Here is a 3306-nt window from a genome sequence, read left to right on the forward strand (position 1 = left end):
GGGTTCTGCCAAGCCCATAGCATCACTTCGACAAGATGAAGAAGTAACCGTGGTGGCAGCTTTGCGATCTGTCTTACACGACAAACTGGATGAAACCGATTTGGGACCAGAGATGGTGGCTGGAATGCTGGGACTACAACCGGAACGGTTTCTGAAGGCGCTTCAGCAACAAGGCACAACGTTACCCCGCGAAATCAAACGGTTGCGTGTCGATGTCGCCAAAGAGCACCTCAAAGAAGGCCAGATGACAATTGCGGAGATTAGTCTGATGCTCGGCTATTCCGACAAGTCCCATTTCACTCGCTTTTTCCGAGGTCAGACCGGAATGACACCGACCAAGTTCCGCCTCGGTGTATAGTTACGTTGCAAATACTTGGGCTGCTTTTTCACTACATAACAAGCGCAAGCCGACAAGAATTTGCAACACACTTTTTGGTGCCCCTTTCTAAGGATAACAGAGGGACAATTGCCCCCATAGCCCTGCGGCGGTGCATGCCGCGCTGCGCCTCCGCTGCACCAACTCTTTATTTTAGTTCGATCAGCGACAAACCTGATCTCAACAAGTTGTCATATGATCTTGATGTGCCCAGAAGACCGTGTGACCATCAAGCCACTGACAACACGAAACATCTCTCGAAGATAGCGCTGGTTGCGGCAGTGAAAAACAGCACCATGTTGCACGTGCGGAATAGGGTAACCGCTGAGAAGTGGACGATGAGAAAGACAACGTTCCAACGGAATATATTGAGGACAGCACCATGAAAAAGATCATAACGTTCGCACTTGTCGCTGCTCTTCCCAGCGGCGTACTGGCGCATTCCAAGGTCGAAGAAACAACCCCTGCCGACGGAGCCACAATAACCGCTGTGCCCGCTGAAATTGGCCTCAACTTCTCTAAGGACATCCGGCTGACACGGATAGAATTGGCACATCAAGAACATTCCGCGGCAAGCCTAGAATTGGGCGACCAGAAAAGTTTTGGTCAGGAGTTCAAGATCCCACTGCCGAGCAATGGAACGGGCACCTATGTCATTGAATGGCGCGGTCTTGGTGAAGACGGTCATGCGATGCAGGGCGAGTTCTCCTTTACCGTGGAATGAGCATGCCAGACATTTGGGGCATTGCGGCAATCCTCGCAAAGCTAGGGCTCTACATCGGCTTTGCGGGGTCCACCGGACTTATGATAGTTAGTTGCCTCTATTCCGGCTTTGTCGCACCGATAAACCTTGTGATGAAACGCCAAGCAAGGGCCTTAGCATGCCTTGCTCTTGCCGCAACTGTAGTTGGCTTTATGCTTCGTGGGCCCGCCTTAACGGGCGGAGTTGACGGCATGGTCGACCCGGAAATGCTTGGTTTACTTTGGCAGACCCCCGTGGGCGACGTACTAGTTTACCGGCTTGTCGGTGCAGCATTGATCCTTGTGGGATTGTCTATTCCTCGATTTGGCCACTGGATCGTACTCGTGGGTGGTACATTGGCTCTGTGGTCCTTTGCGCAGATAGGGCACGTGCCGGAACTAGAGAGTGTCGGTGTTCAACTCTTGCTCTTATTGCACCTGCTTTGTGTAGCCTTCCGGGTGGGCATCTTTAGCCCGCTAAGGAATATGGCCCTAATGCCTGAACACCTGACCAATGCAGCTGAATTAGGGCATAGGTTTGGGCAAGCTGCTACATTGGTTGTACCGGTGTTAATCGTGGCAGGTCTCTGGATGGCTTGGTTGCTTGTTGGCAATCTCCAAGGGCTCTTGCTCACCGGCTACGGGCAGGCATTGTTGTTCAAGGTGTTCCTTGTGGCGCTGCTGATGATCCTCGCCGCTGCAAACAAGCTCCGATTTGTTCCGGCTATGCTGGGTGGAGAGGCAAAGGCAGCGCAACGCCTAGCCCGATCCATCGAAGTCGAGGCAATAATCGTATTAGTTGTGCTGGCGACAACGGCGACACTCACGAGCGTGCTAACGCTTCCGAGTTAAGGTAGGGAGAGATGAACAAACACCTGTGCGCGCTGGCTGTATACAGCATTGGCACCAACGTCGCTACAGATCATGAGTTGACAGACAGAGACCTAACGAATGGGCTGGAACTCTCCGCAGTGCACTGTGCTTCATGCCATGAAGTTAATCTAGAAGGCTACGACACTGCCGCGAGGCGTTCCTAATGCTCGACAACTTCGAAACACCAGCCAACGCAGCCGAGGGTGCTCAGGACGATGCACAGTCTGAAGACTTCCTATGCAGCGCGACACAGGTAATGACTGCTAACAAATCACTAGACCTGACCTACTACTATCACACGATGTACGACCGCACTGTGCACATGGTTGATCTCAAACAAATTGACTTCTAAGCGGTGGGTGACGCGATGATAGTCTTGCCTATAAGTGGCAATCGAGAACCCCCAATCGTCGACATGACATCGACCAATTAATCAGATGCGCACTTGAGCCACGGAAACAATAGAGTGGAAACGTGGCCCTAGACCTCAGCCCAAATGTGCTAGTTGCTCATATGCAAGTGTGACACACTATAAACCGCCACACTGCAATCATGTTCACTATCAGTGCATCAGTCGCTCGACGGTGATTCCTCTAGGCTCCACCAAATCCTGACGGATAATCCGCTACCCGTAGTTCTTCCTTTTTCGCAGAAGAAATATCCTTTGTGGCCGAACCGGACCTTAGTTCAAAATACGGATAAGGTCAGCTGCGCCCATGTTAGTCAATGCTACGCGTTCGACGGACAACCGCTTTGCCGATCCTACTGCAATTCGCTGTAGGGGCAGACATCTTCTTCAAACGGAACGTAGCGGCGGGAAAAATTGCTACCTTCTACGGCTGCCGGACGGCTAATCCTATCCATCCGGAAATGCCGAAAGTCCTCCCGCTGTGGGTCCCAGCCAACGAGGTACCACAATGGGGGCAGAACCAGCATTGCCTGTGGCTCCACTTTGCGGCGGGTCTGCCGTCCTCTTGCATCGCGATACGCAAAGGAGATGAGCTGGCGCCCAAGGAATGCCGTTTCAAAAGCAGGTAGCAACTCAGCATCCATTTTGCCCATGCCCGAAAGGTCTTGCTGCGGGGACAATTGACCAATGTGTAGGCAATCCAAGAAAGCGCGCAGGTCGCGCACTTTGTCTGCGGGCAGGGCCTTTTCGATCTTGGCTAGTCCGGCATCTGCCAGTTCCGAGAAAGGAAGGTTTCCCGCCGCCCGCGTGGCTGCCACGCTGATGAGCAGTGCAAAGACCTCTGGCACCGATAGCTTGGCTGTTGTCTGCATGGATTGCGGATCAAGCTGCAAGCCGCCACCGCGCC

General features: G+C 53.0%; 5 protein-coding genes. 4 read left to right on the forward strand and 1 reads right to left on the reverse strand.

Translation table 11 applies throughout. From position 1 onward, the window contains the following. From AC2FGC_RS24105 to AC2FGC_RS24120, 4 genes are all read left to right on the forward strand, one after another. The coding region (locus AC2FGC_RS24105) for a helix-turn-helix transcriptional regulator (RefSeq protein ID WP_496783653.1) at positions 1 to 358 on the forward strand (358 nt) is incomplete at its 5' end. 400 nt (positions 359 to 758) lie between these two features. After that, a complete protein-coding gene (locus AC2FGC_RS24110) occupies positions 759 to 1100 on the forward strand; it encodes a copper resistance CopC family protein (protein WP_496780930.1) in 342 nt (113 codons plus the stop codon). Between the two features lie 2 nt (positions 1101 to 1102). After that, positions 1103 to 1969, forward strand: coding sequence for a CopD family protein (locus tag AC2FGC_RS24115; protein ID WP_496783655.1), 867 nt, complete (start codon positions 1103 to 1105; stop codon positions 1967 to 1969). 184 nt (positions 1970 to 2153) lie between these two features. Continuing rightward, on the forward strand, positions 2154 to 2342 hold the full coding sequence (locus AC2FGC_RS24120) for a hypothetical protein (protein WP_496725946.1): 189 nt from the start codon (positions 2154 to 2156) through the stop codon (positions 2340 to 2342). Between the two features lie 410 nt (positions 2343 to 2752). On the opposite strand, the gene AC2FGC_RS24125 is transcribed toward AC2FGC_RS24120, so the two are convergent. Then, the coding region (locus tag AC2FGC_RS24125) for a helix-turn-helix transcriptional regulator (protein ID WP_496783656.1) at positions 2753 to 3306 on the reverse strand (554 nt) is incomplete at its 5' end.

The organism is Ruegeria sp. CDSC054 (assembly GCF_059610645.1).

Excerpts from the sequence above, each read along its gene's own strand:
- AC2FGC_RS24115 (WP_496783655.1), top strand. The coding sequence starts at position 1,103 with ATGCCAGACATTTGGGGCATTGCGGCAATCCTCGCAAAGCTAGGGCTC.
- AC2FGC_RS24120 (WP_496725946.1), top strand. The coding sequence starts at position 2,154 with ATGCTCGACAACTTCGAAACACCAGCCAACGCAGCCGAGGGTGCTCAG.
- AC2FGC_RS24110 (WP_496780930.1), top strand. The coding sequence starts at position 759 with ATGAAAAAGATCATAACGTTCGCACTTGTCGCTGCTCTTCCCAGCGGC.